Origin of the sequence: Streptomyces pristinaespiralis, assembly GCF_001278075.1 — a bacterium.
Taxonomy (GTDB): domain Bacteria; phylum Actinomycetota; class Actinomycetes; order Streptomycetales; family Streptomycetaceae; genus Streptomyces; species Streptomyces pristinaespiralis.
On record NZ_CP011340.1, the window covers coordinates 281,321 to 306,779 of the forward strand.

The window sequence follows — 25,459 nt, forward strand, 5'->3', positions numbered from 1 at the left end:
GTTAGGCGGCCTCCGCCCGGGTGCGGGAGGCGTCGGCGATGAACGCCTCGATGGCCGCCACCGACTTGAAGGACTCGGGGTCCAGGTCCACCTCGTCGGTGTTGATGTCGTACCGGTCCTCCAACCAGGCGATCACCTTGAGCAGGCCGAGGCTGTCGATGACGCCGCCCTCCAGCAGGTCGTCGTGGTCGGCCAGGTCCCGCGCGGGCATGTCGGGCAGGAACTCCTCGACGATGAACTCCTTGATGGCCTGGGCGTGGGGCATGTCAGTTCTCCTTGGTGAAGTGGTCCTTCACGACACGGTCGCGGTCGACCTTGCCGGTGGAGGTCCGGGGCAGCGGCTCGTCGGTGAAGCGCAGGACCGAGGGGATCGCGGCTTTCGGCAGACCGCGTGCCAGATGGCCGCGCAGGGCCAGGCTGTTGAGGCCGCTGCCCGGGGTGCGGCGGGCCACGGCGTGCAGCAGCCGGCCGGCCACCTCGTCGGGCAGGGCCAGGACGGCGGCCTCGGTGACCTCGGGGTGGGCGAGCAGCACGTGCTCGACCTCCTGGACGTTGATGCGCACACCGCGGACCTTGACCTGGAAGTCGGTGCGGCCGGCCAGGGTCAGCGCGCCGTCGGCGGCGCGGTGCACCAGGTCGCCGGTGCGGTACCAGCGCCGGCCGTCGGCGCCGGCGGGGTGCGGCACGAACACCGGCCGGGCGGCGGCCGCGCCGAGGTAACCGCTCGTCTGGAACGGTGTGGTGACCCACAGCTCGCCGCTGCCGGGGCCCTCGAGGACGGTGCCGTCGTCGGTGACGACGAGGGCGCCGGCGCCGGGCAGCGGGCGGCCCAGCGGCAGCGTCGCGCCCGCCGCGGCCTGCTCGCCGGTCACCTCGTGCACAAAGCTGTCGTTGGTCTCGGTGCAGCCGTAGATGTTGTGCAGCCGCGCGTTCGGGTACAGGCGCGGCAGTTCGGCCAGGACCGGGCCGGGCAGGGCGTCACCGGTGGTCATCGCGTGCCGTACGGAGGGCAGGACGGTGCCGTGGTCGCGGGCGGCGTCGCTGACCAGGCGGTGGAACATGGGCACGGCCTGGACGACGTGGACGTCGTGGTGCTCGATCGTCTCCAGCAGGTGGCGGCCGCTCATGGCCTGGTCGGGGTCGACGAGGACGACACGGCCGCCGTGCGCGAGGGTGGTCCACACGTCGAGCAGGCACAGGTCGAAGTTGAGCGGCGCGTAGTTGAGGACGTTCGTGCCCTCTTCGATGCCGAACGCGTCGGCGGCCCAGGCGGTGAAGCGGTCGACGGCGCCGCCGGCGATGGGCACGATCTTGGGCAGCCCGGTCGACCCGGAGGTGGTCAGCAGCAGGACCGGGGCCTCGGGATCGGCGGGCGTGTCGTGCGCGGCGCGGAGGTCGCCGTACGGCGTGTCGTCGCCCTGCCCCGCGTCGCCCTGCCCCGCGTCGTCCGGCCCGTCGTCCGGCCCGTCGTCCGGCCTGTCGGGCAGGGGGACGGCGCCGGCCTGCTCGTACAGCTGCTCCAGCACGTCCTTGCCGAGCGTCGCCGACGGCAGCAGCACCGGGCGGCGCTCCAGCATGCAGGCGAGGAGCAGCGCGACGGTGCCGGGCGACTTGACGGCCGGGACCCCGACGGGGCCGCGGCCGGGCGTGTCCGCGACACGGGCCCTTTCCCGCTCTGCGCGTCGCCACAGGGCGCCGTAGGTGACCTCGTCGCCGTGCCACACGAGCGCCGTCCGTTGTGGCGCACGGCGCGCATGCGCCCGGATGCCCTCGACGAGTGTGCCGCCGCCCATGGGCCGCGCCCCCTTCCGCTCCTCGCACTGGCGAAAACCTGTCGGCCTCGATGGTGGTTTCGCGCGCTGGAGGATCGCCGGAGCCGTGAGGCATGAGACGTGAGGCCGCGGAGGGAGCGTGAGGCATGAGAGAGACTCGGGGGTGCGAAGGCGCCTTGCAGAGGACCGCCCGTCGGCCGGGCCGTCCGTTCGCATCACGTGGTCACTGGGGGGACTGTTGACGACAGAGGATTCCTTGCCGATCGTCTTCGTGCACGGGACGCGCTTCAGCGCCGGGCAGTGGAGCGCGCAACTCGCCGCGCTGCGCGACGAGTTCGAGGTGGCAGCCGTCGACCTGCCCGGTCACGGGGAGCGTGCGGCCGACCCGTGGAGCCTGAGCGGTGCGACGCGGATCATCGCGTCCGCGGTGGACGCGCTCGACCGCGGGCCGGCTCTGGTGGTCGGGCACTCGCTCGGCGGATACGCCTCGCTGGAGTTCGCACGGCGGTGTCCGCACCACGTGCGCGGGTTGGTCCTCGCCGGGGCCAGCGCCTCCACCCGCGGTCCGTGGGCAACGCCGTACCGGTGGGCCGCCAAGCTGGTCCCCCGCATACCGGTGGACCGCCTGACCCGTTGGAACGACCGGCTGCTGCGACGGCTCTACCCGCCGGAGGTGGTGGCGGCGACCATCCGCGCCGGCTACGCCTTCCACACCCTGCCGGCCGCCTGGGACGAGGTGCTGGGACGCTTCGACGCCGGCGCGATGCGTCATGTGAAGGCTCCGGTGCTGATCCTCAACGGCGAGAAGGACACCGTCTTCCGGGCCGGGGAGAGGGACTTCGCCCGCGCCCACCCGCGTGCCCGCGTCGAACTGATCCCGCGGGCACGCCATCTCGCGAACTTCGACGCTCCGGACGCCTTCACCGATGCGGTCCGCCGGTTCGCCCGGCAGCTCCTCGCCGACGGCTGAACGCGCGCGCAGCGGCCCGCATCCGGGTCCGCAGACCGGGCCCGCCGCGGTCCGGGGCCCTCGGACACGTCACCGCCGGGTGGCGCCTGTCGGACGGCACCGGGCACCGTGGCCGTTCGCCGACGGCAACCCGCCGCAGTGACCGGCAACCCGGCTGCTGTCACCGGCACCCGGCCCGGCCGCCACCACGGCCAATCCTGCGGGACAGGGCGGCGAAAGGCCGGGCAGGCCGGCCGAAGGCCCCGGCCGGGGTGCGGCCGGTCTCAGCCCGTCGGCGGGTGCGGGTGCCGGTGGGCGTCGCGTTCCGCGGCGGCGTGCCACCACCTCGGTGGTGAGGGGCCGATGACGCGTGCGGTCGGCTGGTCGGGATGCAGGCCCAGCCGGCGCAGCGCATCGGGGTCGACACGGACGTCGAACCAGCCGCGCCGGTGGCCGTCGGGACCGATGCCGCAGAGATGGTCGACGTGGATCTCGTCGGTGGCGAAGGGCATCCAGTCGACGCCTCGCTCACGCAGTCAAGCGCGTGCGGCCGCGATCGGTTGGAGGCGACCGGGCAGGTTCTCGTAGGACGCGATGGCGATCCAGTCGGATCTGTCCGTCTGCATGACGTCCATCATGCCCTGCGGGCCGCTTCCCGTTCGTCGTCGCCGGCCGGGTCACGACTCCGGTGGGGTGTCGAGGAGTTCGCTGAGGGCGACGGCCGGGTCGGTGTCCGGGGGGCCGGCGGGCCACCACGTGCCCGAGCGGTCGCGGTAGGGGTACCAGCGGGCGTCGCGGCCCCGGCGGAGCTGGAGGCCGCGGCCGGTGAGCGTCCAGTGGTTGCCGTCGACGTCGAAGGCGGGCAGGTCGTCGTCCCAGCCCGCGGCGAGGGCGGTGCGGGCGCGGGCCGTCTCCTGTTCGGAGGGGGTCCAGGGCTGTTCGAGGACCTCCAGGCCGGCCTTACCGCCGGTGCGCCAGGCCGCGGCGGCACGGTCCAGGTCGTCGGGACGGCCGCAGGCCTCGCGCAGCCGCGCGGGGACGCGCGGGTCGGGGTGGGTGGCGACGATACGGACGGTGTCCTGCCACTCGTCGAGCGGCGGGGCGGGCGGCGTCTCGCCGAACCCGGCGATGTGGGCGAGCAGTTCACGTGCCCGGACGGCGGCGTCGGCGACGAGGCGTTCCAGCGGGTCGGCCTCGATGCCGGTGACCGGCTCGGCCGCGGAGGGCAGCGGCTCGGGCAGCGGAGGCAGGGCGGGCAGCGCGGCGGCGGGGCGTGCGTAGGCCTCGCGATTGCTGTCGTAGGCCTCCTGCTCCTGCCGGTCCTCCTGCGCGAAATCCTCTCCCCCGTCGTCCTCGCCTTCTTCGTCGTCCTCGTCGTCGGTGGCGGTCAGCGCCCGCAGCATCAGGACCGACTTCAGCTCGTCGAGCGCCTCGTGGGTGTCCCGGCCGCGGACCAGGAGCAGCAGCCAGGGGTCGGAATCGAGGAGCCAGGAGAACTGGTAGCCGAGCGCGGTGGCGTGCGGGCAGGGGTGGTCGAGCGCGTCGCAGTCGCAGTCCGCGTCCAGGTCGCCGTAGCCGGGCAGCAGCCCGAGGCGGGCGTCCTCGGCCGCTTCGAGGAGGTCCTCGGGCAGGTCACCGGCGAGCAGGGCCTCCGTGGCGTCGGGCCGGTCGGCGGTCCTCTCCCACAGCAGGTCCCAGTCGTCGTCGTCCCATGCCTTGACGGTGAGGGTGGTGGCGTGGGCGGCCTCGCCGGCGTAGACCTCGGCGGCGACGCGTCCGGCGCTGACGGTGATGGGGCCGATGCGTCCGGTGCGGGAGAAGGCGCGGCCCTTCTTCAGGGGCTCCTCCTCCGGCCAGGTGTCCTCCAGGGCCTCGGTCCACCGGCCGGCCCACGGGGACTGGCCGCGGGTGCGGCCGCCCTTGCGGGCGGGGAAGGCGGCAAAGCCGCGGGCGCCGCTCGCCTCGTAGTCGCTCAACACACGCTCCTCAGTTCGACCAGGTTGGCCAGCTCGTCGTTGGTCAGTTCCGTCAGGGCGCCTTCGCCGGAGCCGAGGACGGCGTCTGCGAGGTCCTTCTTGGACTCGAGCAGGGCGGCGATGCGGTCCTCGATGGTGCCTTCGGCGATCATCTTGTGCACCTGGACGGATCTGGTCTGGCCGATGCGGTAGGCGCGGTCGGTGGCCTGCGCCTCGACGGCCGGGTTCCACCAGCGGTCGTAGTGGACGACGTGGTCGGCGCGGGTGAGGTTGAGTCCGGTGCCGGCGGCCTTCAACGACAGCAGGAAGACGGGGACCTCGCCGTCCTGGAAGCGCTGGACGAGTTCCTCGCGGCGGGGTACGGGGGTGCCGCCGTGCAGCAGCTGGGCCCCGATGCCGCGTTCGCGCAGGTGCCGTTCGAGGAGCTTGGCCATGGCGACGTACTGGGTGAACACCAGGACGGCGCCGCCCTCCGCGGTGATGGTGTCGAGGAGTTCGTCGAGGAGTTCGAGTTTCCCCGAGCGGCCGGACAGGGCGGTGTCGTCCTGCTTGAGGAAGTGCGCGGGGTGGTTGCAGATCTGTTTGAGGCCGGTGAGGAGTTTGAGGACCAGGCCGCTGCGGGCGATGCCCTGGCTGGCGCGGATCCGGTCCATGACCTCCTGCGCGTGCTTGCGGTAGAGCGCGGACTGTTCGGCGGTGAGGGCGACGGGCCGGTCGGTCTCGGTCTTGGGCGGCAGTTCGGGTGCGATGCCGGGGTCGGACTTGCGGCGGCGCAGCAGGAACGGCCGGACGAGTCCGGCCAGTCGGCGGGCGGTGGGCTGCTCGCCGGTGGCGTCGGCGCGTTCGGCGTCGATCGGGGCCATCCAGCGGCGGCGGAAGTGGCCGTGGCTGCCCAGCAGTCCGGGGGTGGTCCAGTCCAGGACGGCCCACAGTTCGGAGAGGCTGTTCTCGACGGGGGTGCCGGTGAGGGCGATCTTCGCGTCGGCGGGGATCAGGCGCAGGGCCTTGGCGGTGCCGGAGAGCGGGTTCTTGACGTGCTGGGCCTCGTCGGCGACGAGCATGCTCCAGCGGTGGTCGCCGAGCCGTTCCGCGTCCAGGCGCATGGTGCCGTAGGTGGTCAGGACGAAGCCGTCGTCGGCGCCTTCGAGGCTGCGGCCGGTGCCGTGGAAGCGGCGCACCGGGGTGCCGGGGGCGAACCTGCCGATCTCGCGCTGCCAGTTGCCGAGCAGGGAGGCGGGGCAGACGACGAGGGTGGGGCCGCGGGTGTCGTCGTGTTCCTGGCGCAGCAGGTGCAGGGCGATGAGCTGGATCGTCTTGCCCAGGCCCATGTCGTCGGCGAGGCAGCCGCCGAGGCCGAGGGAGGTCATGCGCTCGAGCCAGCGCAGGCCGCGCAGTTGGTAGTCGCGCAGGGTCGCGGCCAGCGCGTCGGGCTGCCGGCAGGGTTCGGTGCCGCCGTCGGGGTCGGCGAGGCGGGCGCGCAGGGCCAGCAGCCAGTCGCTGGGGGCGACGGGGACCTGTTCGGTGCCGATCCGGGTGTGGCCGGTGAGGGCGACGGCGAGGGCCTCGATGGCGGTCAGCGGTCCGAGGTCGCGTTCGCGGGCCTTGCGGGCGAGGTCGGCGCCCACCAGGGTCCAGCGGCCGCGGAGCCGGACGAGGGGGCGGCCCTCGTCGGCGACGTGGGCCGTCTCCTCCTCGGTGAGGGGTTTGCCGTCGAGGGCGAGCTGCCAGCGCAGGTCGACGGTGCCGTCGCCGCCGAGGAAGGAGCGCAGGTCGGCGGGCGGGACACGGCCGGCGCCGACGACGGCGCGGGCGGTCAGGGAGCGGGCGGCGCCTTCGGGCCAGTGGACGTCGATGCCGTGGGCGCGCAGCCGGGCGGCGCCGGTGCCGATGAGTTCGGTGGTCTCCCGGTCGGTCAGGACCAGGGCGGACGGTACGGGCAGCAGCCGCTCAAGGGGCTCCCACACGCTCGCCGCGCGGCGCACGGCGAGGATCGTGTCGGCCTGGGCGCGCGGGCCGAGCGCGTGGTCGGCGCTGGCGAACAGCTCGCCGGCGTCGAGCGCGAGGGTGGGGTCGGCGAGGCTGTGGGCGCGCGGGACGAGGTGGAGGGCGGGCGGGCCGTCGGGGGTGTCGGCGAGATGGACGTGGAGGGACACCCGGACGCCGGAGTCGAGTCCGGCGGAGATCTCCTCGGCCCAGGCGCGCAGTTGGGGCACGTGCTGGGGTTCGGTGGCCGAGAAAGCGGCCCGTCCGGTGGCGGCCGGGGCGGCGGCGGTGCGCGGCAGGGTGTCGGCGACGGCGTCGAGGAAGGCGCGCAGCAGCGCCTGTACGTCGCTGCCGGGTGCGGCGACGGCCTCGCCGGGAGCGGCCTGGGCGAGCTCCCGCAGGCGTACGACGTCCTCGAGGTCGAGCGGTCCGGCCCGCCAGGTGTCGTAGCCGCCGACGGAGACGCCGGGCAGCAGCCGCTCCCGGGCTGCGAGGTGCAGCCCGAGGGCGGCGGCGGCCCCCCAGAACGCGGCGGCCGGATGCACGGTGGCGCCGTCCCGGCCGTGGCGGCGGCGGGCCTCGATCAGGGCCGGCAGCGCCTCGGCGGGGGCGAGGCGCAGCACCGGGAACGTCCGCAGTGCGACGCCGCCGTCGTGCGGCACGACGAGGGACGCCTTGCCCGGCTCCCCCGCCGCCGTTTCCGGCAGCGGGGAGCCGTCCGGGTTGTAGAACACGAGGCGGCCCGTGCGCGCCGGGTCCCCCGCCTCGAAGACCACCGCGCACCGCGCCAGCAGTCCGGCCTGCTCAGGCGCCAACCACACCATGCGTCCCGCTCTCTCTTGCGTGCTGTTCTCTTGTGCCGCGTCGTGCCGGTACCGCGTCGTGCTGGTACCGCGTCGTGCTCGTGGTGCGGGACCGCGTTCCGCTCGTGGTGCGTGGTGCCGGTACCGCGTCGTCCGTGGCCGTGCCGTGTCGTGCGTGTGTGCCGGTGATCAGCTTGTCAGGTTGCGGAAGCGGCGCACCGACAACGGGAAGAAGACGGCGCACAGGATCACGGGCCAGACCACGGCCATCAGCAGCGCGTGCTGCGCGATCCATGAGTCCCCGCCGAATCCCGGGTTGCCGAACAGTTCCCGTACCGCCAGCACCGTGGAGGACAACGGATTCCACTCGGCGATCGTGCCCAGCCAGCCCGGCATGGTGGACGGTGCGACGAACGCGCTGGTGAGGAAGCCGATCGGGAATTCGAGGGTCTGCACCATGGTGATGCCCTCGGGGCCCTTCATCAGCAGTCCGAGGTAGATGCCGGCCCAGACCAGAGCGAAGCGCAGCAGCAGCAACAGGCCGACCGCGAGGGTGGTTTCGCCGAGGGTGCCGTGGGCGTCCCAGCCGATGGCCAGGCCGGTGGCGAACAGGACGGCCAGGGCCAGCAGGGAGGAGAGCATGTCGGTCACGGCGCGTCCGACGACCACGGCGGAGGGAGCCATGGGCATGGTGCGGAAGCGGGAGGTGACACCGCGGTTCTTGTCGGCGGCGACGGCGGTGACCGTCTCGCCCATGCCGAAGACCATCGTCATGACGAACATGCCGGGGACCAGGAACTCGCGGTAGTTCCCGCCGCCGGGCACCTGCATGGCGCCGCCGAAGAAGTACCCGAACATCAGCACCATCATGACGGGGAAGGCCAGCGACCCGATCAGGGTGCCCGGTTCGCGTACCCAGTGGGTCAGGCCGCGCAGGGTGACCGTCCAGCCGTCGGCGGCCGCCCAGCGCAGGCGGGCCAGCGGGGTGCGGGCGATCACCGGGGCGAGGGCCGCCCGGTCCATGGGGCGGGGTGCGGTGATGCTCATGCCGCCACCGCCTCTCGGGCGCCGTCACCGGAGACGTCACTGCCGTTGCCGTCGGTGGACGCGCCGGTGCCGGAGCCGGTCAGGTGCAGGAACACCTCATCGAGGGTGGGCCGGCGCAGGGCGATGTCCTCGGCCGCCACACCGGCCGCGTCGAGGGCGCGGACGATGTCGGCGAGGGCGCTGGTGCGGTCCTTGACGCGGGCGCTGATGCGGCGGGTGTCGCGGTCGGTGTCCGGGGGTGCGGCGCACACGTGCTCCAGCGCCGCCGCGGCGGCGGGGAGCTGGTCGGCGCGGCGTACCACGACGTCGATCCGGTCGCCGCCGATGCGGGACTTGAGCTCGTCGGGGGTGCCCTCGGCGATGACCTTGCCGGAGTCGATGACGGAGACGGCGTGGGCGAGCTGGTCGGCCTCTTCCAGGTACTGGGTGGTCAGCAGCACGGTGGTGCCGGTGTCGACGAGGCTGCGTACCGCCTCCCACACCTCGCCGCGGCTGCGCGGGTCGAGGCCGGTGGTCGGTTCGTCGAGGAAGAGGACCGGCGGGGCGAGGACCATGCTCGCCGCCAGGTCGAGGCGGCGGCGCATGCCTCCGGAGTACTCCTTCAGCGGCTTCTTGCCGGTGTCGGCGAGGCGGAAGTGCTCGAGGAGCTCGTCGGCGCGGCGGCGGGCGGCGGCCGGTGACAGGTGGTGCAGGCGGCCGAACATGACGAGGTTCTGCCGTCCGCTGAGGACCTCGTCGACGGCGGCGTACTGACCGACCAGGCCGATGCTCGCGCGGACCTCCGCGGCCTGGCGGGAGACGTCGTGGCCGGCGACCTCGGCGCGGCCGCCGTCGGCCTTCAGCAGGGTCGACAGGATGCCGACGGAGGTCGTCTTGCCCGCACCGTTGGGGCCCAGCAGCCCGTGGACGGTGCCGGCGGGTACGCGCAGGTCGAATCCGTCGAGTGCGTAGCGGTCGCCGTAGCGCTTGCGCAGTCCTTCGGCGAGGACGGCGGTGCTGGTCGGATCCACGTCGGCTTCCTTACGGGTAGCGGGTATCCGGCCGAGGGTCCCAAACCGTCCCTGAGCGGGGCCGGAGCGCCGCTCAAGATCCGGTCGGGGAACGGTCGGAAGCCGGTCGGCAGCCGGTCGACGGCCTCTCGGGGCCGCGGGCGGCGCCCGCCGGTTCGACGGCTGCTCTAGCAGCGGACGGGACCGTGGCGGGCCAGGACCACACGGCAGAGAAGGGAAGTCACTGTGATCACTTTCATCAACCGGTTCCATGTCACCGGCGCCACCGCGGAGTTCGAGGCGGCCTTCGACGCCACGTCGGCGTTCTTCGCCGACCGGCCCGGCTTCCTGAACCACCGGCTGCTCCAGCACCTCGACGAGCCGCACCTGTACGTGAACATCGCCGACTGGAAGGACGAGGAGTCCTTCCGTGCCGCCCTGGCCCACCCGGAGTTCGCCGCGCACCGCGCGAGGCTGCGCACGCTCAGCAGCAGCGACCCGAACCTGTACGTGCCGCTGCTCGAGCGCGTCGCCCGCTGAGATCCGGGCGCCGGGGGCCCATCGCCGGGCGCCGGGCTTCGTGCGTGCCCGGAGTGGGCCAGGACCGTCCGTCGACCGGCCCTCGAGGGCCGTCGGCCAGCATGGGGCGCCGCCGCCCAAGGCAGTTCCCTTCAGGAGGACATGGAAATGAAGATCGACGAGTGCCGCATCTGCGGCAACCGTGCGCTGCTGCCCGTGCTGGACCTCGGCTCCCAGGCCCTGACCGGCGTCTTCCCGAAGAACCGGGAGGAGACGGTGGCGTCGGTGCCGCTGGAGCTCGTCAAGTGCTCGCAGCCCGACGGCTGCGGGCTGGTGCAGCTGCTGCACACGGCCGACTTCGACCTGATGTACGGAGACCACTACGGCTACCGTTCCGGGCTCGGCGAGTTCATGATCCGGCACCTGCAGGACAAGGTCGCCTCCCTCCTGAAGACGGTCGAGGTGCGGCCCGGCGACATCGTCGTCGACATCGGCAGCAACGACTCGACCCTGCTGCGCGGTTATCCGTCGGACCCGGCGCTGCGCCCGCAGCTGGTGGGCATCGACCCGACCGGCGGCAAGTTCCGGCACCTGTATCCCGAGGGCGCCGAGCTGATCACCGAGTACTTCTCGCGGAAGGTGTTCGCCGAGCGGTTCGGCAGCCGCCGCGCGAAGGTCGTCACCTCGGTCGCGATGTTCTACGACCTGCCGCGTCCCATGGAGTTCATGCAGGACGTGCACGACATCCTCGCCGAAGACGGTGTCTGGCTGATGGAGCAGAGCTACATGCCGGCGATGCTCGAGGCCACGGCGTACGACGTGGTGTGCCACGAGCACCTGGAGTACTACGCGCTCAGCCAGATCGAGTGGATGGCCGAGCGGGTGGGGCTGAAGGTCGTACGGGCGGAGCTGAACGACGTGTACGGCGGCAGCCTGTGCGCGGTGCTGGCCCGCAAGGACTCGTCCGTCGCGGTGGACGAGGCGTCCGTGGCCCGGGTCCGTGCGCACGAGACGGCGCTCGCCCTGGACACGGCGGCCCCCTACGAGGCGTTCGCCGCGCGGACGGTCCGCTACCGCGAGGAGCTGCTGGCGTTCCTCGACGACTCGCGGCGGTCGGGGAAGCTGACGCTCGGGTACGGCGCGTCGACCAAGGGCAACGTGATCCTTCAGTACTGCGGCCTGAGCGAGAAGGACCTGCCGGTCATCGGCGAGGTGAACCCGGAGAAGCACGGCGCGTTCACCCCCGGCACCTACATCCCGATCGTCTCCCAGGAGGAGGCCAGGTCCCGCCGCCCCGACCAGCTGCTGGTGCTGCCGTGGATCTACCGCGACGGGTTCGTGGAGCGGGAGCGCGCGTACGTCGCCGGCGGCGGCAGGCTGGTCTTCCCGCTGCCGGTGCTCGACGTGGTGGGCGGGGCGCGATGACGGCCGGTACGGCACGCGGCTTCTCGACGTCCACCGCCACGGTGCGGGAGCTGGCGGTCGCCGGCGCCTACGAGTTCACGCCGCGGGTGCACCGCGACGAGCGGGGCCTGTTCGTCTCCCCGCTCCAGGAGGAGGCGTTCGTCGCCGCGGTGGGCCGCCCCTTCACGGTGGCGCAGACCAACCACAGCCGCTCGGCCCGCGGGGTGATGCGCGGGGTGCACTTCACCACCACCCCGCCCGGGCAGGCCAAGTACGTGCACTGCGCCCGCGGCAGGGCCATGGACGTGGTCGTCGACATCCGGGTCGGCTCACCGACGTTCGGGGCCTGGGACACCGTCGAGATGGACACCGAGTCCTTCCGCGCGGTGTACCTCCCGGAGGGGGTGGGGCACGCGTTCTTGTCCCTGGAGGACGACACGGTGATGTCCTACCTGGTCTCGACCCCCTACCGGGCGGACCTGGAGCAGGCGATCGACCCGCTCGACCCGGCGCTGGGCCTGCCCTGGCCGAAGGACATGTCCTTCACGCTCTCCCGGCGCGACACCCAGGCGGTCGGCCTGGCAGAGGCGCGGGCCAAGGGCATGCTGCCGCGGTACGAGGACTGCCCGGCGGCCGCGGCCGCCGCGGACCGGTGACCGTGCGGCCCGGCCCGGGCGGCGCGCGGGCCGGGCGGGTCGCGGTCGTCGGCGCGACCGGCTGTGTGGGGCGGCACGTGTGCGCCGCGTTCGCAGGCGGCGGCAGCGAGGTCGTCGGCGTGGCCCGCCGGTACGCGCCGCACGTCGGCGCGCACCGCTTCGTGCCGCTGGACGCCGCGGGCTGCTCCCCCGAGCAGCTGGCGGAGTTCCTGGCGGCCGAGGCGGTGGACGCCGTCGTGAACGCGACGCTCGGCTGGGGTGAGGAACTGCACCGGGTGAACGTGGAGTTGGTGGAGCGGCTGATCGGCGCGCTGCGGCTGCTGCCCGCGGCGCGCCGTCCGCGGCTGGTCCAGCTCGGCACGGTCCACGAGTACGGTCCGGTGCCGCAGGGCACGCCGGTGACCGAGCTGACGCCGCCGGCGCCGGTGACCGAGTACGCGCGGGCGAAGCTGGCCGCGTCCCGGGCGGTGCTGGGGGCGGCGGGGATCGACGCGGTGGTGCTGCGCATGGCGAACACGATCGGCCCGCACCCCGCGCCCGGCAGCTTCCTCGGTTCGCTGGCGGCCCGCTTCACCGAGGCGGCCGCCTCGCCGGGCGAGCGGATCGAGCTGACCGTGGCGGCCGGCGCCCGGCGCGACTACGTCGACGTGCGGGATGCGGCGGACGCGGTCGTACGGGCGGCGTTCGCCGGGCATCTCGGCCAGGACCAGCGGCTGTTCAACATCGGCACCGGCACCGCCAGGGGCATCGACACGCTGGTCCTGGCCCTCGCTCAGGCCTGCGGCCTGCCCGCGTCGGCGCTCGCCCTGCGGACGGGCGAGGTGGCGGCACAGGGCGCGTCGACGGGCACCGACTTCACCTGCCTGGACGCGTCACGGGCCCGGGCGGTGCTGGGATGGTCGCCGCGGCGGTCACCGGCGGAGTCGATGCGGGCGATGGCCGAGACGGCGCGCGCGACCTGCTTCGCGACGTCCTGACGCTCCCCTCCCCCGGGCCCCTTGCCCATGGGGGCCCACTTCCGCACCGGGCCGGGCCCCGGACCCGCACCGCGCTCCGCGCGGGGTTCCTGGCCCTCTACGCCTGGCGGCGTGGGCGGGGCCCCTTCACGGCCCCCGCGCCTCGCATGCCGGCGAGGCTGAACTGCCTCCACCCGGCGCAGGCATGAGCCACGGCCGGGAGGACCAGCGTCGCCCCCGCCGGCACGGCCGGCTTCGGGTTCGCCCCGGCCACGGGGAGACCCGGGAGGCGACCGAAGGCCCCACGGGCTCCGGGCGGAGCCCGGTTCGGTCGACGGGACGAGGCCGTACGGGACCGGGCCGACCCGGTTCGGGACGGGCTCCCCGGCCGAGCCGGGCCGAACCAGGCTCGGCCGCAGCCCGGTTCCGGGACGGGCCCCACGGCCACGCACGCCGGGCCGTACCGGACCCGAATGGCGAGGCCCCGACCGGACGGTCAAGCTCAAGCCCCGCCGGCGGCCTTGGCGCAGGCGCAGGCCCCGGCAGGACAGGCGAGTTCGAGCCCCGCCGGCGACTGGGGCGCAGCCCCCAGGGCGAAGCCCGACCGGACCGGCAAGCTCAAGCCCCGCCAGCGGCTGAGACGCAGACGAAGGCCCCGGCAGGACGGGCGAGTTCGAGCCCCGCCGGCGATTGAGGCGCAGACCCCCGGAGTGAAGCCCGACCGGACCGGCAAGCTCAAGCCCGCCGGCGGCTGAGGCGCAGGCGCAGGCCCCGACCGGACGGGCAAGATCAAGCCCCACCGGCGGCTGAGGCGCAGCCCCCAGGGCGAAGCCCGACCGGACCGGCAAGCTCAAGCCCCGCCGGCGGCTGAGGCGCAGGCCCCGGGGCGAGGCCCCGACCGCGACCGGCAAGCTCAAGCCCGCCGGCGGCCGAGGCGTGGAGGCCCGGGTTCGGGGGTGAGGCCCGACTGGACCAGCAAGCTCAAGCCCCGCCACGAGCGGAGGCGCAGACACCGGCAGGACGGGCGAGCTCAAGCCCCGCCGGTGGCAGAGGCGCAGACCCCCGACCAGACGGGCAAGCTCGAGCCCTGCCGGCGACTGGGGCGCAGACCCCGGGGCGAAGCCCGACCGGACCGGCAAGTTCAAGCCCCGCCGGCGATTGAGGCGCAGGCCCCGACCGCATCGGCGAGTTCGAGCCCCGCCGGGGGTTGTGGCGTGGTGGCCCGGTTCGGGGGCAGGGCCCGTGACGGGGCGCGCGCGAGAGGGTGTCCAGCGGGGCTCCAGCAGGAGCCGCGAGGGTTCGGCTTTGTGATGACGATTCAACGGGCACACGACGACATCCTGAAGCTGATTCTGGCCGCCGAGGGCGGCACCGAGCAGATCGACGCCGCGATCCGCGCGGTCGGCGCCGAGCGCACCGCGGCGATCCTCGCCGACGAGCTGGTGAACCGGGCGGATCTGCACGAGATCCCCGGGCCGGGCACCGCCGGGGTCGACATCCAGCTCGCGCTCGCCTTCGACGGTGGCACGGTCCATCACGTCGTGCGCGTGGGCAAGAGCGCCGAGCACGAGGCGGGCCGCGTCGACGCGCCGCACGCCACGCTCGAGTCGGATCTGGCCGAGCTGCTGCGCTCGGTGCTGGGGCCGTGGCGCGGCGTGGAGGCGCAGACGCTGCGGATCGTGTGGCACGACCTGGAGAACGTGGAGCGCCTCGGCGGCACCATGCACGTCTTCCCGGTCGTCAGGCGTCTGGTGCGCGGCACCACCGGCCGGCACGAGGACCTGGGCGAGCTGTCGCTGCGCAACGGCTCCGACAAGTGGGGGCTGCACTTCTACACGCCGCACTACGACCGGCATTTCGGGCCGCTGCGCGACCGGCCGCTGAAGATCCTGGAGCTGGGGATCGGCGGTTACGGCAATCCCGCCTCCGGCGGTGGTTCGCTGCGCATGTGGAAGCGCTACTTTCCCCGTTCGGTCGTCTACGGTGTCGACGTCTTCGACAAGGCGCCGCTGCGTGAGCAGCGCATCCACACCGTGGAGGGTGATCTGTCGAATCCGGAGTTCCTGGAGTCGCTGGGACGTGACCTGGGCCCGTTCGACATCGTCATCGACGACGCCAGCCACGGCAACGCCGACCTCATCGCCGCGTTCAAGGCGCTGTTCCCGTACGTCAGGCCGGGCGGCCTGTACGCGGCGGAGGATCTGCAGACGTCGTACTGGCCCGGCTACGGCGGCAGTTCGAAGGAGCTGAACTCGCCGGCCACCAGCATGGGTTTCCTCAAGGCGCTGCTGGACGGCCTCAACCACGAGGAGCGTGAGCTCCCGGAGGGCACGACGGCGTCCGAGACGGATCTGACGCTGACCGGTGCGCACTTCTACCCGAGCCTGGCGATCTTCGAGAAGGGCGTCAACGCGGAGGGTGCGAGCGCGTCGTGGATCCCGCGGCAGCAGATGAGCTACGAGGAGATGTCCGCCGTCGACTGGGGCGAGGGTCTGACCGCCGACAAGGACTGAGAGCGACGACAGCGCCGTACGCGGACGGGGCCGCCTCCACCAGGGAGGCGGCCCCGTCCGTGTGCTCCGGCGGGTCTCAGAGCGCGGGCGGGGGCTCGTCGTCGAACCAGTAGGAGCGGCGCTGGTACGGGGTGCCGGGCAGGTGGGCGCGGGCGGGGCGGTCGTGTTCCTTCCACAGCACGTCCCAGTCGGGGGTGGCGCCGTCGGCCCATGCGCGGGCGAGCGGGTCCTGGGCGGGCGGCAGGTCGGCGCCGTCGGCGACGGACCGCAGGGCGGTGCGCAGGGCGGCGGTGTCGGACACGACGAGGGCGCGTCGGTGTTTCATGGCGCGCCGGCCGTACTGCAGCGTGTGGGCGAGGGAGGCGAGTTCGGGTGCGTGGGGGCCGTCGAGCTGGTGCAGCAGGCGGCGGGCCAGCAGGGCGACGGCCTCCTCGCTGCCGGCGGACAGCGGTACGACGTGCGGGCGGCCGGCTGGGCCGGCGGCGGGGGCGGCTGTGGCCGGCCGCGGGGGGCGGGGGGCTTCTTCGACGACCGCGTGGGACATGGAGCCGCCGAGTCCGAAGGCGTTGACGGCGCCGATGCGCGGGGTGCTTCCCGCGGGCCAGGGCACGTTCTCGACGGGGAGGCCGAGGGGCGCGTCGCCGACGGGGAGTTTGCCGTCGGCCTCGTCGAGGCCGGCGATCCTCGGGATGGTGCCGGCGCGCAGGGCGAGGATCGTCTTGACGACTCCGATGAGTCCGGCGGCGGCTTCGAGGTGGCCGATGTTGGCCTTGACGGAGCCGACCCACAGCCGGCCGTCGGGCCCGGCGGCGGGCCCGTCGACGAGGTGGGCCAGGGCGGCGATCTCGGTGGCGTCGCCGCCGCGGGTGCCGGTGCCGTGGGCCTCGAGGTGGCCGAGGTCGCGGGGGGTGAGCCCGGCCTTGGCGAGGGTCTGCCGGACGAGGGCGGTCTGGGAGTCCTGGTCGGTGCCGGTCAGTCCGCCGCCGCGGCCGTTGTGGGCGCTGCCGACGGAGCGGATGACGGCGTGCACGGGGTCGCCGTCGGCGAGGGCGGCGTCGAGGGGTTTGAGGAGCAGGCAGGCGCCGCCCTCGCCGCGCAGGTAGCCGTTGCGGGCGGCGCTGAAGGGCACCGAGTCGCCGGTGGGTGACAGGGCGCCGCCGAGGTAGGCGTTGGTGGTGTAGTAGCCGGCGCTGAACAGGTTGGGTGAGCCGACCAGTGCCATGGGGTAGTCGCCCGCGCGCAGGCCCTGGACGGCGAAGCCGAGGGCGGACAGCCCGGCGGAGCAGGCGGAGTCGATGACCATGCTGGGGCCGGTCCAGCCGAACTGGTAGGAGACGCGGTTGGCGAGGAAGGCCATCATGGTGCCGGGGAACGCGGCGCCGTCGGAGCGTCGGCCGCGTGCGGTCATGCGTTCGGCGTAGTCGGACATGAAGGCGCCGGCGAAGACGGCGACGGGTTCGCCGGTGAGTGTCTGCGGGTCCAGGCCGGCGTTCTCCACGGCGTGCCAGGCCAGTTCGAGCATGAGCCGGTGCTGGGGGTCCATGAAGGCGGCCATGCGGTGGGCGATGCCGAAGAAGCGGGCGTCGAAGCCGTCGATGGAGTCGAGGAGGAACGCGCGGGGGGTGTTGGCGGCGGCGACCTGCTCGTCGAGTCCGTACCAGCGTCCGGCGGGCACGTCGTGCAGGTGCCGTTCGCCGCGGGAGACGACGTCCCAGAATTCGGTCAGGGTCTCTGCGCCGGCGGTCCGGCAGGACATGCCGATGACGGCGACGGGTGCGGCGTCGGTGCCGTGGGCGGTTGTCACGCGGCGGCCTCCGGCTGTCCGGCGCGGGTGATGCGCTGGCCGTGCAGGCCCCGGATGCGGCGGCGTGCCTCGTCGCCGGTGATGGTGGCCTCGTGGTCGGGGATCTCCCGTTCGAGGGCGGCCCGGGCGTCGGTGAGGAGGGTCCGTACGAGCTGGGACTTCATCATCGCCAGCGCGCCGCGTGGTGCCTGGGCGCTCTGCAGGGCGATGCGGTGGGCCTCCGCCGGGACGGTGTCGTGGGCGCAGATCCTGGTGCCGGCGCCGCGTTCGCGCAGTTCGCGGCCGGTGTAGGTGCGGCTGGTGTACATCATCTCGGTGCCCAGCGCGCGGCCGAACGCCGCCGGCACGACGTGGGAGGCGCCGAGGATGGGGGTGAAGCCGAAGGTGAGGAAGTTCATCGCGTAGCGGGAGCGTTCGCTGAGGACGGCGATGTCGCAGTAGAGGGCGAGCAGCAGTCCGCCGCCGAGTGCGTGTCCCTGGGCGGCGGCCACGACCGGCACCGGGCAGGCGGCGATGGCCTGCATCATTTCCCAGAGTTCGACGACGCGCTGCTCGTGGGTGCCGAGCATGCGTTCGGTGGCGCCTCCGGCGCTGAAGACGCCGGGTGCGCCTTCCAGGACGACGGCCCGGACGTCCCGGTCGTCGCCGGCCCGTTGCAGGGCGGCGATGAGGCCGGCGCGCAGCTCGGGGGTGAACCGGTTGTGGCCCGCCTCGTCGCACATCCGGACGGTGGCGACGGGCGCCTCGGTGTGCAGCTGGACGGGCCCGTAGGAAAGAGCGGTCACGGTATCAGTCCTTGCCGGTGAAGGGTGTTCAGCCGCTCGTGGACCCGCTGGTCGGCAAGGCGTTCGGCGACGGCGCGCAGCGCGCGGTCGGCGTGGCCTTCGGGGGCGGGGAACAGTTCACGGCGGTAGCGCTTGAGTGCGCGTACGGCTCCGTGGTCGGCGGCCCGCAGGCGCCGCAGCAGCAGCCGCAGTTCCTGGCGGCAGTCGTCGGTGCGCTGGTCGGCGAGGCCGATGTCGGCGGCCTGTTCGGCGCTGACGTGCTGGGCGCCGAGTGCGAGGGAGAAGGCGCGGTGGCGGCCGGTGCGTTCGGCGACGACGGGCAGGATCACGGCGGGTACGAGGCCGAGGAGGACCTCGGTCATGCGGAAGCTCGCGCGGGGGCCGGCGATGACGTGGTCGCAGGCGGCGGCGAGGCCGACGCCTCCTCCGGTGGCGGCGCCGTCGACGACGGCGACGGTGACCAGGGGCGAGTCGGCCAGGCGTTGCAGCAGGTGGTGCACGGCGGTCAGGCGCGGCCGCCAGCCGTCGCGGTCGGCCTCGCCGAGGGCGATGCCCGAGCAGAAGCTGTCGCCGGTGGCGTCGAGGACGAACACCTCGGCGCCCTCGGCCGCTTCGGCGGCGGTGAGGGCGCCGGTGAGGGCCGTGAGCATGTCGTCGTCGAGGCGGTTGCGGGTGGCGGGCGTGTCGAGGGTGGCGCGGACCAGGGGCGGGCGGCCGGTGTCCACGCGCAGCGGGGCGGGGGCTGTCAGCGCCACTCGTACCGCCTGATGTAGTTCTCGACGCCGGCCAGCACCAGTTGCTTGCCGTGGTCGCGGAAGGGCGCGAGGAAGGTCTCCTGGAGCGAGTCGTCGACGTCGCGGTGGGCCTTGGGCACCAGGATGCGGCGGGTGACGGGCAGCATCTGCTCGTACTCGGCGAAGGTCAGCTCGCGCCGCAGGGCGAGGCGTTCCGCGATGCGTGCCTTGCCGAGGGTCGCCTTGGCGCCGGGGGCGACGGTCGCGCCGAAGAACTCGGAGGCGCAGCCGGATCCGTAGGAGTACATGCCGAGCCGGGCGCCTTCGACGCGTTCGGCGCTCTGGTGGTCGATCAGGGAGGCGAGGGCGAGCCAGATGGCGCCGGAGCACAGGTTGCCGACGACCCGGCCGTAGCGCAGGGAGGGGGCGACGCGCCGCTCGAAGTCCTCGGCGATCGCCTTGGGGGCGCGGGGTGCGAATTCGCGCATCAGCTTGCGGTGCGCGGCTCTGACCATGCCGCCGAACGGGGTGTGCATGACGACGTGGTCGAAGGAGTCGGCGAAGTCGGTGCCCGGGACGTTGGCGGTGTAGGCGCGGAAGCTGTCGGAGAGGCACTCGAGGTAGGCGAGCAGCGACAGGTCGGGGTTGTACAGGTCGTAGTCCGGGGCGGGCCGGGCGGTGTCCATGACTTCGAAGCTGTTGAGGCCGTAGGCGCCGGGGGTCAGGGCGAGAATGCCGGGGCTGTCGCCGACGAGGAGCGCCACGGCGCCGTGGCCGGTGGTGGGCTCGGCGTATTTGGCGTACTCGTCCATGGGGTTGACGTCGGTGGCGATGATCAGTGCCTTGGCGCCGGGCCGCAGGCCGGACCTCAGGTAGCCGGCGGCGAGCTGGAGGGCGCCGGTCGCCCCGTAGCAGGCCTGCTTGACCTCCATGTAGCGGCACTGCCGGGACAGGCCGAGGTGTCGGTGGACGTGGGAGGCGAGGGACTTGCTGTAGTCGAGGCCGGACTCGCTGGAGGTGACGAGGAGTTCGATGGAGTCCCGGTCGTCGTCGCTGAGGGCGTCGACGAGGGGTTTGGCGGCGTTGACGGCGCCGGTGACCGGGTCCTCCCAGGGGAGCTGGACGGACCGCTCGTCCATCATGAGGTTGTCGAAGCGGTCCGGGTCGAGGCCGCGGGCGTCGAAGAGGGCGCGGGCGGAGATCTTGGCGACACCGGCGTGGACGTTCAGTGCCTCGACGCCGATACGGGCGGTGCTCATCGCGGGCCGCCGGTGGCGAGATGGGCGACGAGGCCGCCGATGTCGGGGATGTCGGCGAAGGTGGAGACCCGCTCGCGGCTGCCGAGCCGGTGGGTGAGGGTGGTGATGATCTCGACGCGGTCGACGGAGTCGGCGCCGAGGTCCTTCAGGCTCCGCCCGTCGGTGATCTCCTCGGCGGGTACGTCGGGCAGGATCTCGGCGACGACCTCCGCGAGGACGCGCCGGACGGTGGCTTCGTCGGTGGCGGCGGGGGCGGTCATGAGTCCTCCAGGAGCTGCTGGATCGAGCAGACGGCGAGCAGCCGTCCGGTCGCGGCCTCGGTGACGGCGACGTCGGCGATCTCGTCGCCGGCCACGGTGTCGCTGTGCCACAGCCGCACGGTGAGGGTGAGTTCGGCGTCGGCGTCGGCGTTGCCGAAGTAGCCGATCCGGTGGTCGACGACGGTGCGGCGGCTGAAGCCGCGCGGGTCGCGGCCCAGGGCGCGCCACTGGCGCAGCAGGGCGGTGTCGACGATGGCGAAGTAGGAGGCGAAGTACATGAGCCCGGCGCCGTTGAGGTCGCGTACCCGGTCCAGGGTGTAGGTGGTGGTGTACGGCGCGGACGCGGTGCGGCCCGGGATGCCTCCGGGGTGGAAGGTGCCCGCCTTGCGGGCGCGGCCGCAGATCCCGCGGGGCGAGTGCTCGGCGGGCAGCGGGGGCAGGTGCTCGTGCCGGTGGCCGGCCGGGGACGCCTCCACCAGGCCCTCGTTGCTGTCCGGGTGGGAGCGGGAGATCCAGCGGTTGTAGTTCTCGACGTACAGGCAGTCCTCGCGCTGCTCCTCGTGGAAGGCCCGCGGGTCCAGGCCGGTCGCCGGGGTGCCGGGGCGGGAGAGGCGGTGCAGGGTCATCACGGACTGCGGTCCGAGGTCGAAGACGCGTGAGGTGACGTCGAACTCGTCGCCGAAGGCGATGCCGTAGGGCTGGATGTGCCGGCTGCCGCGGACGCGGAAGTAGTAGAAGGAGAGGTACGTGGGGTGGCCGTCGGCGCTGCGGGCGGCGTACACGTTGGTGCCGGTGGCGGCTTTGACGGCCTCCCACGTCCAGTCCCCGAGCTGCCCGAAGAACAGGGAGCCGGCGCCGCACATGCCCGGGGCCACCGTGACGCGGCGGGTCAGCAGGGACGTGTCGGCGGGCGCCGGTTTGTCGATCAGGTCGGTCGGGCTCACTTTGCGGTCGCCCCCAGGGCCGCGACCTGGCTGCTCACATAGGTGCTGAGCTGGTTGACCGTGGGGTGGGCGTAGACCGTGTCGAGCATCTCCTCGAGGCCGTACTTGGTGTTGAGGAGGGACACCAGCTCCACGCCCAGGACGGAGTCGAGTCCCAGCTCGGCGAAGGTGGCGTCGTCGTCGATCTCCTCGATCTCGCAGTAGAGGATCGCGGCCAGGTGTGTCCGCAGTTCGTCGCGGATCGAGTCGGCACTCACCAGGGTGGTCATTCGCTTCTCTCCTCAGCCTGTTCGGCTCGCCCGGCCCGCTCGACCGGCCGTGCGAGCAATCGGTGTGACGCTAGGAAGGGCGTCTCGGGGACCGCTGGAGCCGTCCTCGAGACGTGGAGGGGCGGTCGCGGTGGGGCGGTTCACGCGACGGCCTGCGGTTCGCGGACCGCCGCGGGCAGGAAGCCGAGCAGGGTCAGCAGGCTGCGTGCCTCGACGTTGAGGTGGCTGCCGTACCGCACGAACCCGATGAGCTGGCGGACCGTCATCCAGGCGAATCCGGCGGGTGCTTCCAGGGGGAAGTCGTCGGCGACCTCGACCAGCAGGTAGCGGCTCCGGGCGTGGTAGAAGCGGCCGCCCTCCTCGGACTGCACGGCGTCGAACCGGATCTGCTCCCGCCCGGCGGTGAGCACGGTGTCCAGGTACGGGGGCCGGCCGGCCGGGTCGGGGCCGCCGGCGCGGTCGGTGAGGTAGTCGGCGGGCTGGCACTGGACGGTGGGCGCCATCTCGATGCGGTCCAGCGCCCCGGTCTCGATCCGGGCCTGCACCAGCAGGTGCAGCACCCCTTCGACGCGTTTGGCGAGGAAGGCGATGACTCCCTGGCTGCGGGGCGCGAACATGGGCTGCGACCAGCCGGTCACCTCGCGGTTGGAGGCCTCGACCCCCACGCCGAGGACGGTGAAGTGGCGGTCCTCGGCGTGGGCGACGATGCCGTCGCGCCGCGACCAGTCCGCGAGGCCGGCCAGGGGCACGAGGCGGCGGCTCAGCGTGCAGCGGCCCTTGGCCTCGGTGAACCAGCTCAGCAGTTCGACGGTGTTGTGCAGGGAGCGGCCGTCCTGCTGCCAGGACCGTACGAGGGCGCCGTCGAAGGTGTCGTCGTCGGGGTGGGCGCCGCGGCCCACGGCGGGGCGGCGCAGGGCGACGGCGCCGGACAGGACGGTGCGGGTGTCCATGTTCACCAGGTCGTCGCTCTGCAGGAGTTCGGCGATCTGGTCGAAGCTGAGCCAGCAGAAGTCGTCCAGGACGGGGATGTCGGCGTCGGTGCGCACGATCATGTTGCGGTTGCGTTTGGCGAGGAACCAGGACGCCTGCTCCGACTGGAGGGCGTCGAAGAGGACCTCGCCGCCGCGCGGGGCGACGAAGTGCTCGAGATAGGGAACGGGCCGCCCGCCGTGCACACGCATGTAGTTGCTCTTCGTGGCCTGCACGGTCGGCGACAACTGGACGAGATTCACATTTCCCGGTTCCATCTTCGCCTGGAGAAGGCAGTGCGGAACTCCGTCGAACTCCTTCACCAGGATTCCGAGAATTCCGTGTTCCGGCTGAACGATGATCGGCTGCTGCCAGGCTTCCACGGCCCGTCCCGAGTCGGTGACCTCGAGGCCCTGGACGGAGAAGAACCGTCCGCTGCGGTGCACCAGGTTCCCGGAGTCCGCCTCCATCGACCAGCCGTCGAGGCGGTCGAGGGGGACCTGGGCGACCTTGTAGGCGTTCGCGGCGCACCGCTGCTCGAACCAGCGGTGGAATTCTGTTGTGTCGGAGAACATCTGGGGGCCTCCCGTTGGGTCTCTTCCAAAAATGTGCCGAAGGGCCGGCGATCGCGGCCGATTCGCAAGAGAAGTTCGAGCCGGGTTCGAGCCCGGGAATTGAGAATGTCGAGTCTCGAAGTGGATATGCGGCGCAAGGAGTTGATCCGGTGACAACCGAAGTCGAGGAGACCGTGACGGTGCGTGGGGAATGCGCGCCCGGTTTCGAGGAAGTGGCGCGTGCTTTCGCGGGGAACTTCCGCGACGGCACGCAGACCGGGGCGGGGGTGAGCGTGTATCTGCGCGGCCGTGAAGTGGTGAACCTGTGGGGCGGGTTCGCCGACGAGGCCGCCGGCCGGCCCTGGGAGCGGGACACCCTGGCCGTGCTCGCCTCCCCCACCAAGTCCGTGGCGGCCGGTGCGCTGTTCGTGCTGATCGAGCGCGGCGTCCTGGAACTGGACGCCCCGATCGCCCGCTACTGGCCCGAGTTCGCGGCGGCCGGCAAGGAGTCGGTCACCCTGCGGATGCTGCTGGCGCAGCGCACCGGTGTGGTGGCGCTGGACTCGGACCCGATCACCTACGAGAAGCTGCGCACCGGCCGGCCGGTCGTCGAGGCGCTCGCCGCGGCCCGCCCCGAGTGGGCGCCGGGCACCGCGCACGGCTATCACGCCATGACCTTCGGCCACATGGTCAGTGAGGTGGTGCGGCGGGTCACCGGCTCGACGGTGGGCCGGTTCTTCGCGGAGGAGATCGCCGGGCCGCTGGGCCTCGAGTGCTTCATCGGCCTGCCCGAGGACCGGCTGCCGCGGCTGGCGACGATGGTGCCGTCCAAGGCCGAGGTCCTGATGGACGGCGGTGCGGCCGGCCAGGTGACGGAGCTGCTCGCGGCGCTCGGCGACCCGTCGTCGCTGACCTTCCGGGCGACGATCGGCAGCATGTCCTTCGACGCCGACACCGGTGACGACGCCAAGCGGGTGCGGCTGGAGAACGCCTCCTACGACGGGGTGGCCGACGCCGGGTCGCTGGCCCGCTACTTCGCCGCGCTGATCGGCGAGGTGGACGGGGTGCGTCTGGCGGGGCCGGCGCTGGTCGACGAGATCCGCCGGGAGCACTCCTCGGGCCGGTGCCGCACCATGCTGATGGACACCAACTGGGGCCTGGGCATGATGCTGCCGGACGGGCCGCTCTACCCGGCGTCCGCCGGGCCGCTGGGCTCCTTCGGTCTGGCCGGCGCGACCGGCTCGTTCGCGTGCGCCGTCCCCGGCCGGCAGCTCGCCTTCGCCTATGTTCCGGGCGGCGGTTCGCACGTCGTCGACCGGCTCGATCCGCGGGCCCGGCGCGTCGCGGAGGCCGTGCACCGCAGCGCCGCCGCCTGCTGAGCGGGGGTCAGCGGGCCGTGGCCCGGTCCGCGGCGTGGGCACCGGCGCTCTCCAGGATCTGAAGGCTGCTGCGGCGCAGCTGCTCTTCGGCGGTGGCGCGGGCCCGCGCCGGGCCCCCGCCCAGGGCGGCGGCGTCCGGGTCGAGGGCCGCGTCGTGACGGACGAGGACCCGGCTGCGGGCGCCGTCGTCGGTGACGCTCCAGGTGGCGGTGTGCGCGCGCAGCGGCGCGGGCGCCGCGGGGCCGCTGAGGACCAGGCGCCGCCCGGGCAGGCGAACACGGGGGCCCGCGCCGCGGCACAGCAGGTCGTGGACGGTGTCGGCGGGCAGGTCGAGGAGGATCTCCTGGGTCAGGGAGAACATCAGGTCGTCGAGGTCCTCGGGGCGCTCTGCCCAGTAGCGCACGGCGGCGACCTCGTCCGCGTTGTGGCGCTCGAGCGCGCCGGCGAGGAACGTCGCGGTCGCCTCGTCGGCGGTGGTGAGGGTGTAGGCGTTGGTGAGCGTGATGCGGGTGCCGGCGGTGTCCGGTTCGAAGCGCCAGGTGCCTTCGGCGGCGGACAGCGGGGCGCTCGGCCGCTCCTGACGGAAGGTCACCCGCAGTGCCTGCTCGTCGGCGTGACGCGTAGAGGTCCAGGCGCGCACGTCGTCGCCGGAGGCCACCCACATCCGGAAGCGGTCGCCGCCGTCGGGGCCTGGGCCCAGCTGTTCGACGTGCAGGCAGGGCGCGAACAGCAGGGGCCAGCGGTCGATGCCGGCGATCAGCCGGTAGGCCCGCCGTGCGGGGGCCGGGGTCGTGGCGACGTACTCGGCCGAGCGGCCGGCGGCTGTCATCCGCATCTCCAGACGGTGGGCGGGCTCGTGTCACCCGGCAATCTCGCCCAGCCGTCTCGATCCCTCCTCGACCCGGGATCGAGCCGCCGCACGGAGTGTGAACCTC

General features: G+C 73.3%; 23 protein-coding genes. 7 read left to right on the plus strand and 16 right to left on the minus strand.

What is annotated here, in order from left to right:
- Nucleotide 1 precedes the first annotated feature (1 nt).
- Both SPRI_RS01110 and SPRI_RS01115 read right to left on the minus strand, forming a co-directional pair.
- Entirely contained in the window at nucleotides 2-265 is a 264-nt protein-coding gene (locus SPRI_RS01110; RefSeq protein WP_037775600.1) for a phosphopantetheine-binding protein, read from the minus strand.
- A gap of 1 nt (nucleotide 266) precedes the next feature.
- Complete coding sequence (locus SPRI_RS01115; RefSeq protein ID WP_053556626.1) at nucleotides 267-1,793, minus strand: AMP-binding protein; 1,527 nt, start codon at nucleotides 1,791-1,793, stop codon at nucleotides 267-269.
- Nucleotides 1,794-2,028: 235 nt separating this feature from the next.
- Between SPRI_RS01115 and SPRI_RS01120 the strand changes: the two genes are divergently transcribed.
- Nucleotides 2,029-2,742, plus strand: a complete 714-nt coding sequence (locus SPRI_RS01120) for an alpha/beta fold hydrolase (RefSeq protein WP_234020470.1) — start codon at nucleotides 2,029-2,031, stop codon at nucleotides 2,740-2,742.
- A 263-nt stretch (nucleotides 2,743-3,005) separates the two neighbouring features.
- On the opposite strand, the gene SPRI_RS01125 is transcribed toward SPRI_RS01120, so the two are convergent.
- The 5 genes from SPRI_RS01125 to SPRI_RS01145 all read right to left on the minus strand — a co-directional run bounded on the left by SPRI_RS01125 (nucleotide 3,006) and on the right by SPRI_RS01145 (nucleotide 9,540).
- A complete protein-coding gene (locus SPRI_RS01125; protein WP_005321757.1) occupies nucleotides 3,006-3,233 on the minus strand; it encodes a hypothetical protein in 228 nt (75 codons plus the stop codon).
- A gap of 165 nt (nucleotides 3,234-3,398) precedes the next feature.
- On the minus strand, nucleotides 3,399-4,697 hold the full coding sequence (locus SPRI_RS01130) for an SWIM zinc finger family protein (RefSeq protein ID WP_037775597.1): 1,299 nt from the start codon (nucleotides 4,695-4,697) through the stop codon (nucleotides 3,399-3,401).
- The gene (locus SPRI_RS01135) at nucleotides 4,694-7,504 is read right to left on the minus strand and encodes a DEAD/DEAH box helicase (protein ID WP_203227952.1); all 2,811 of its coding nucleotides are present in this window, start codon (nucleotides 7,502-7,504) and stop codon (nucleotides 4,694-4,696) included. The genes SPRI_RS01130 and SPRI_RS01135 overlap by 4 nt, the downstream gene beginning before the upstream one ends.
- 168 nt (nucleotides 7,505-7,672) lie before the next feature.
- Entirely contained in the window at nucleotides 7,673-8,506 is an 834-nt protein-coding gene (locus tag SPRI_RS01140) for an ABC transporter permease (RefSeq protein ID WP_005321742.1), read from the minus strand.
- A gap of 20 nt (nucleotides 8,507-8,526) precedes the next feature.
- Nucleotides 8,527-9,540, minus strand: coding sequence for a daunorubicin resistance protein DrrA family ABC transporter ATP-binding protein (locus SPRI_RS01145; protein ID WP_005321741.1), 1,014 nt, complete (start codon nucleotides 9,538-9,540; stop codon nucleotides 8,527-8,529).
- Between the two features lie 225 nt (nucleotides 9,541-9,765).
- Between SPRI_RS01145 and SPRI_RS01150 the strand changes: the two genes are divergently transcribed.
- The 5 genes from SPRI_RS01150 to SPRI_RS01170 all read left to right on the plus strand — a co-directional run bounded on the left by SPRI_RS01150 (nucleotide 9,766) and on the right by SPRI_RS01170 (nucleotide 15,567).
- Nucleotides 9,766-10,059, plus strand: coding sequence for an antibiotic biosynthesis monooxygenase family protein (locus SPRI_RS01150; protein WP_005321736.1), 294 nt, complete (start codon nucleotides 9,766-9,768; stop codon nucleotides 10,057-10,059).
- A 147-nt stretch (nucleotides 10,060-10,206) separates the two neighbouring features.
- Nucleotides 10,207-11,463: a class I SAM-dependent methyltransferase gene (locus tag SPRI_RS01155; RefSeq protein WP_005321734.1), complete on the plus strand. Its 1,257-nt coding sequence runs from the start codon at nucleotides 10,207-10,209 to the stop codon at nucleotides 11,461-11,463.
- Nucleotides 11,460-12,098, plus strand: a complete 639-nt coding sequence (locus SPRI_RS01160) for a dTDP-4-dehydrorhamnose 3,5-epimerase family protein (protein ID WP_053556627.1) — start codon at nucleotides 11,460-11,462, stop codon at nucleotides 12,096-12,098. Before SPRI_RS01155 ends, SPRI_RS01160 begins: the two co-directional genes overlap by 4 nt.
- Nucleotides 12,095-13,075: an NAD-dependent epimerase/dehydratase family protein gene (locus tag SPRI_RS01165; RefSeq protein ID WP_053556628.1), complete on the plus strand. Its 981-nt coding sequence runs from the start codon at nucleotides 12,095-12,097 to the stop codon at nucleotides 13,073-13,075. Before SPRI_RS01160 ends, SPRI_RS01165 begins: the two co-directional genes overlap by 4 nt.
- Before the next feature lie 1,289 nt (nucleotides 13,076-14,364).
- A complete protein-coding gene (locus tag SPRI_RS01170; protein WP_050791653.1) occupies nucleotides 14,365-15,567 on the plus strand; it encodes a hypothetical protein in 1,203 nt (400 codons plus the stop codon).
- Between the two features lie 76 nt (nucleotides 15,568-15,643).
- Here the strand turns inward: SPRI_RS01170 and SPRI_RS01175 are convergent, their stop codons facing one another.
- The 8 genes from SPRI_RS01175 to SPRI_RS01210 all read right to left on the minus strand — a co-directional run bounded on the left by SPRI_RS01175 (nucleotide 15,644) and on the right by SPRI_RS01210 (nucleotide 23,166).
- Nucleotides 15,644-17,371: a polyketide synthase gene (locus SPRI_RS01175; RefSeq protein ID WP_053556629.1), complete on the minus strand. Its 1,728-nt coding sequence runs from the start codon at nucleotides 17,369-17,371 to the stop codon at nucleotides 15,644-15,646.
- Nucleotides 17,368-18,156, minus strand: a complete 789-nt coding sequence (locus SPRI_RS01180) for a polyketide synthase (RefSeq protein WP_050791652.1) — start codon at nucleotides 18,154-18,156, stop codon at nucleotides 17,368-17,370. The genes SPRI_RS01175 and SPRI_RS01180 overlap by 4 nt, the downstream gene beginning before the upstream one ends.
- Nucleotides 18,153-18,911, minus strand: a complete 759-nt coding sequence (locus SPRI_RS01185) for an enoyl-CoA hydratase/isomerase family protein (RefSeq protein ID WP_005321725.1) — start codon at nucleotides 18,909-18,911, stop codon at nucleotides 18,153-18,155. The genes SPRI_RS01180 and SPRI_RS01185 overlap by 4 nt, the downstream gene beginning before the upstream one ends.
- Nucleotides 18,902-20,149 (minus strand): hydroxymethylglutaryl-CoA synthase family protein, encoded by a 1,248-nt coding sequence (locus tag SPRI_RS01190; RefSeq protein ID WP_005321723.1) that lies wholly within the window; start codon nucleotides 20,147-20,149, stop codon nucleotides 18,902-18,904. Before SPRI_RS01190 ends, SPRI_RS01185 begins: the two co-directional genes overlap by 10 nt.
- A complete protein-coding gene (locus SPRI_RS01195; RefSeq protein WP_037775592.1) occupies nucleotides 20,146-20,409 on the minus strand; it encodes an acyl carrier protein in 264 nt (87 codons plus the stop codon). The genes SPRI_RS01190 and SPRI_RS01195 overlap by 4 nt, the downstream gene beginning before the upstream one ends.
- Complete coding sequence (locus SPRI_RS01200) at nucleotides 20,406-21,353, minus strand: biosynthesis cluster domain-containing protein (protein WP_005321717.1); 948 nt, start codon at nucleotides 21,351-21,353, stop codon at nucleotides 20,406-20,408. Before SPRI_RS01200 ends, SPRI_RS01195 begins: the two co-directional genes overlap by 4 nt.
- Nucleotides 21,350-21,622, minus strand: a complete 273-nt coding sequence (locus tag SPRI_RS01205) for an acyl carrier protein (RefSeq protein WP_005321714.1) — start codon at nucleotides 21,620-21,622, stop codon at nucleotides 21,350-21,352. The genes SPRI_RS01200 and SPRI_RS01205 overlap by 4 nt, the downstream gene beginning before the upstream one ends.
- Before the next feature lie 140 nt (nucleotides 21,623-21,762).
- Nucleotides 21,763-23,166 carry an NDP-hexose 2,3-dehydratase family protein gene (locus SPRI_RS01210; protein WP_005321711.1) on the minus strand — a complete coding sequence of 468 codons (1,404 nt, stop codon included), beginning with the start codon at nucleotides 23,164-23,166 and terminating at the stop codon, nucleotides 21,763-21,765.
- Between the two features lie 149 nt (nucleotides 23,167-23,315).
- On the opposite strand from SPRI_RS01210, the gene SPRI_RS01215 reads away from it, so the two are divergent.
- Complete coding sequence (locus tag SPRI_RS01215; protein ID WP_053556630.1) at nucleotides 23,316-24,524, plus strand: serine hydrolase domain-containing protein; 1,209 nt, start codon at nucleotides 23,316-23,318, stop codon at nucleotides 24,522-24,524.
- A gap of 7 nt (nucleotides 24,525-24,531) precedes the next feature.
- Here SPRI_RS01215 and SPRI_RS01220 read toward each other — a convergent pair whose 3' ends face one another.
- A complete protein-coding gene (locus SPRI_RS01220) occupies nucleotides 24,532-25,359 on the minus strand; it encodes an aromatase/cyclase (protein WP_005321708.1) in 828 nt (275 codons plus the stop codon).
- Nucleotides 25,360-25,459 lie beyond the last annotated feature (100 nt).

Bases quoted from the DNA above. Each gene is read 5' to 3' on its own strand.
- SPRI_RS01205 (WP_005321714.1), bottom strand. From the start codon at position 21,622: ATGACCACCCTGGTGAGTGCCGACTCGATCCGCGACGAACTGCGGACA.
- SPRI_RS01160 (WP_053556627.1), top strand. From the start codon at position 11,460: ATGACGGCCGGTACGGCACGCGGCTTCTCGACGTCCACCGCCACGGTG.
- SPRI_RS01210 (WP_005321711.1), bottom strand. From the start codon at position 23,166: ATGTTCTCCGACACAACAGAATTCCACCGCTGGTTCGAGCAGCGGTGC.
- SPRI_RS01115 (WP_053556626.1), bottom strand. From the start codon at position 1,793: ATGGGCGGCGGCACACTCGTCGAGGGCATCCGGGCGCATGCGCGCCGT.
- SPRI_RS01195 (WP_037775592.1), bottom strand. From the start codon at position 20,409: ATGACCGCCCCCGCCGCCACCGACGAAGCCACCGTCCGGCGCGTCCTC.
- SPRI_RS01170 (WP_050791653.1), top strand. From the start codon at position 14,365: ATGACGATTCAACGGGCACACGACGACATCCTGAAGCTGATTCTGGCC.
- SPRI_RS01125 (WP_005321757.1), bottom strand. From the start codon at position 3,233: ATGCCCTTCGCCACCGACGAGATCCACGTCGACCATCTCTGCGGCATC.
- SPRI_RS01155 (WP_005321734.1), top strand. From the start codon at position 10,207: ATGAAGATCGACGAGTGCCGCATCTGCGGCAACCGTGCGCTGCTGCCC.
- SPRI_RS01135 (WP_203227952.1), bottom strand. From the start codon at position 7,504: ATGGTGTGGTTGGCGCCTGAGCAGGCCGGACTGCTGGCGCGGTGCGCG.
- SPRI_RS01140 (WP_005321742.1), bottom strand. From the start codon at position 8,506: ATGGACCGGGCGGCCCTCGCCCCGGTGATCGCCCGCACCCCGCTGGCC.
- SPRI_RS01220 (WP_005321708.1), bottom strand. From the start codon at position 25,359: ATGCGGATGACAGCCGCCGGCCGCTCGGCCGAGTACGTCGCCACGACC.
- SPRI_RS01190 (WP_005321723.1), bottom strand. From the start codon at position 20,149: ATGAGCACCGCCCGTATCGGCGTCGAGGCACTGAACGTCCACGCCGGT.
- SPRI_RS01110 (WP_037775600.1), bottom strand. From the start codon at position 265: ATGCCCCACGCCCAGGCCATCAAGGAGTTCATCGTCGAGGAGTTCCTG.